Origin of the sequence: Microcystis sp. M179S2, assembly GCF_020245805.1 — a bacterium.
In the GTDB taxonomy this organism is placed as follows: domain Bacteria; phylum Cyanobacteriota; class Cyanobacteriia; order Cyanobacteriales; family Microcystaceae; genus Microcystis; species Microcystis aeruginosa.
Genome location: NZ_JADBUE010000237.1, coordinates 1 through 3,248, shown reverse-complemented (window position 1 = coordinate 3,248; position 3,248 = coordinate 1). Strand labels below are relative to the sequence as shown.

The window sequence follows — 3,248 nt, the reverse complement described above, 5'->3', positions numbered from 1 at the left end:
TCCACCTAGGGCCATGAAGGCGCAGGGGAAGAGTAGTAAACCAGACCAACCGATGAAGACGAAACGGTCTCTTTTGAGCCAGTCATCGAGAGCATCAAACAGCCCTCTTTCTGGGGCGCGTCCGACAGCAATGGTCATGGGTATTTTTCCTCTTGCTTAACTGAAATCACGGGCAAGATTTCTTAACTTTTTTGAGTCTGGGATTACTCCCATTGTCTTATAAGATGGCGCGATCGATTGACTGGATTAGCTTAACTAAACTAGCTGCGATCGCTCGTTAATCCTCACAAACTGTAAAAGATTAACGTTTCTTAAACTAGCACAAGCTAGACAATAATTTCGAGTTCGGTAAGACTTTGGTTCCTTGCGGCCTCTATCTACCTTTACTCATTATTAGCAAAAAATTACAAATCTATACAACTTGACTCATAATTGATTTTTTATGCACACAAAAACTTTTTTGTCAATGAGTATTTATATTCATTTTTTTAATTGATTGCCACTCGCAATCCTCGAGGGGTTGTTCTAGCAATTGACAATCAAAGCAATCCTCGGCGGCGGTTTTCAGGGTAGCGATAAGGGTCTCTAGGGTCAAATCTGGGGCTAAATTCAGCTTTTTAGGGGCAGCACTGGCGAAAACTTGTTCAAACAGCGAATTATCTTGCTCTAGCACTATCGAACCATGTTGGAGAACCGAGGAACCCCGTTGCAGTTGGGCGCTCCCAATAAATTTATTTCCCCAATTATCGACTAAATCCGCACCGGTAGCCGTACCGAAACAGTTAGCAGAATGGATATATCCCCGGCCGGCAGCACCGTAGGACAATTCCAGACCGAGATTTTGCCAGCCTGTGATTAAAAATTGACAGATTTGCTGGTAAACTTCCCTAACATTCCCCTTCATCCCCGAATTTACCACCATATAAGTCAAATCCCCCTGATGTAGTACGGCCCGTCCACCGGTAGGACGACGAACTAGGGAGATTTTTTGACCTTGCCAAGTCAAATTACGCCAAAAATCGGGATATTGCCGTTGATGATAGCCCAAGGAAATAGCCGGGGGCGACCATTGATAAAAACGCAGAGTCGGGGGATGATGACCACAACGGTGTTGCTCTAGTAACCAAGAATCGATCGCCATTTGTAGCTCTGCCGATGAGATAATTGGAGGGATATAACGCCAAATTTTAGCTGCCACCAAAGGATTCTCGTAACATTTCATCATTATTATCTGCCACCGTCGCCACGAGAGTAATTGCCCGCGAAATCTCCCCAGCAGACAAATCGGCCACAGTGCGCTGAGAAATCACCACCACCTGATCATTCATAATGGCAAAATGAGATTCAAAGGTTTCGGCACAATTCATCGCTAATAACTTGCGGGTTAATCCCAATTCATCCTTAACGGGTAATTTGAGGACAGAAGACCACACCGTTAGAAAATCATCATCGCTTTCCCCAGTTAACTGTACAAATACCTCAACGCTACCATACTGAAACTTCCAAAGATAACCTTTGTCTGTATGTTGTACCATAGCAGTATCATTCTGCTGCAGAGTAGAAATAACCATTTCAATCATTTCTTGGTGACTGCTCGTACTAGCCAGAAATTCATCGGTCATTGACTCTATTGCTTCTGAAGTCGCTAAACTTTCCGTGGTCATAAAAATTCCCTAAACTCGATCGATCACAATCTTATCCCAAGAGAAAAGAAAAAAGTAAACAGCAAACAGTAAACAGCGAAAAGACAGGGGCTTGACCATTCTCTATATAGGGTCTGCTGAATAAATCTAAAAACCTCGTTGGATAATATCTTTAGGCTTTTTTGAAATCAAAAAGTGCCAGCCCTTGGAGTGATCAGGGGGGAAATTTAGGCACTTTTTCCCCGAAAATTAGGTAATTGACCCCCTGAAAATGGGTAAAACCCTAGATCCCACACCCCACACCCTGCCCCCACGAAAAACTTTTTGCCGCAAACCCTAACTATTACTGATCAGGGTAGATCTGTTTTGTCTGTCTATTTTGAGCTTGAGTCTCGGGCTGATCGTTTCTTTTCTCCTGTAACCCGCATTGGGTAACACGCGGGTTAAAATGAGAATTTGGTATCATACTTATACCGTTATGGTTTGATCTGGTTATTCTTTTTATCACCAAATAGAGACCAAAAACCGCCCTTGCGATCCCCTTCCTTTTTTTGTCCCTTCTGGTCTTCCATTTCAACATTAGGATTAACTACTTTATCTAGTTCCCGTTTGCACCTAATCACCGTCGCATCTTTGGGGCTGACTTGCCAGGCGCGATTGATATGAACCCGGGCCATGGAGAGTTGATTTTGTTGCAGGTAGGCTAAACCGAGCAGGGCGTGACAGATGCCATTATCTGGTTCTTGCCGCAGGGCATCGCGCAATTCTCGCAAAGCTTGGGCGGGGTTATTTTGGTCAAGAGAGGCTTGGGCGCGGCGAATATAGGCTTCTAGGGGCGATTCTTTGGCTTTAGCCTCGGCTGCCGTGATGAAAGTAGCCCCGACTAACTCGGACTGGTTAGGATTGCCTTGGGAGATAAAGACTTTCCGGGTGGTTTTCTTGTTGCCCTGACCTTCGGTTAACATCAGATAAACCAGATTGAGTTCACTGAGTTGGGCGATTTTCTGATAGGTATTTTCTAGGGCGGTATATTGATTGATCGCCAAGGATTGCAGGATTTTTTGATAGGCTAATTCATAGTTAGCGCTAGATTGGGCTAGTTTTCTAGCCGGTTCGCTACTGATGGTGATTTTACCCGCATCTCTCGCCATTGCCTTGCCCATTTGTGCTAAAATAAGCCGGAATTCTTCCCGAGATAGGTCACGGCCTAGATGTTCGTAGGCTGGGTTAACTAATTTGGCGAGTAACTGATTAGCCTGTTCCCTTTCGGCGGGGGTGTAAAGGCGACAGGTATCGGGGTGAAGTTTATAGGCAATTTTTAAGTAACGCTCGCGAATCTCCTCATGTTCGGCATCGATCGACACTCCTAAAACAGCGAAGTGATCGATTAAATCAAATTGAAATAATCCCTGGGAAATCGGAAAAGGCATACAGCGGGTCCTACTCTAATCACAATGATAATCGGGTTCTTCGTTACTTGGTATGGTTCGATAGGGGGGCATAAATCGACTAAATCCTTATCTGGTAAGAGACTTAATTGATTAGTTCGCTCTAGATCAAAAACAATTGACAAAAATCGCTAAATGCCTTTCTATATAAGGGTTA

The 3,248-nt window shown here is 44.2% G+C and carries 4 protein-coding genes and 1 pseudogene; all 5 read right to left on the bottom strand.

From position 1 onward, the window contains the following. Positions 1-138 (bottom strand): annotated as a pseudogene (locus IM500_RS14665) (photosystem II D2 protein (photosystem q(a) protein)); the annotation flags it as partial. A 325-nt stretch (positions 139-463) separates the two neighbouring features. After that, positions 464-1,225 (bottom strand): lipoate--protein ligase family protein, encoded by a 762-nt coding sequence (locus IM500_RS14660; protein WP_190719251.1) that lies wholly within the window; start codon positions 1,223-1,225, stop codon positions 464-466. Next, the gene (locus IM500_RS14655; protein WP_190719255.1) at positions 1,188-1,664 is read right to left on the bottom strand and encodes a YbjN domain-containing protein; all 477 of its coding nucleotides are present in this window, start codon (positions 1,662-1,664) and stop codon (positions 1,188-1,190) included. Before IM500_RS14655 ends, IM500_RS14660 begins: the two co-directional genes overlap by 38 nt. A gap of 455 nt (positions 1,665-2,119) precedes the next feature. Next, positions 2,120-3,073, bottom strand: a complete 954-nt coding sequence (locus tag IM500_RS14650) for a J domain-containing protein (protein ID WP_190719258.1) — start codon at positions 3,071-3,073, stop codon at positions 2,120-2,122. Then, positions 3,031-3,216 (bottom strand): hypothetical protein, encoded by a 186-nt coding sequence (locus tag IM500_RS14645; protein WP_409829434.1) that lies wholly within the window; start codon positions 3,214-3,216, stop codon positions 3,031-3,033. The genes IM500_RS14650 and IM500_RS14645 overlap by 43 nt, the downstream gene beginning before the upstream one ends. Positions 3,217-3,248: the final 32 nt, after the last annotated feature.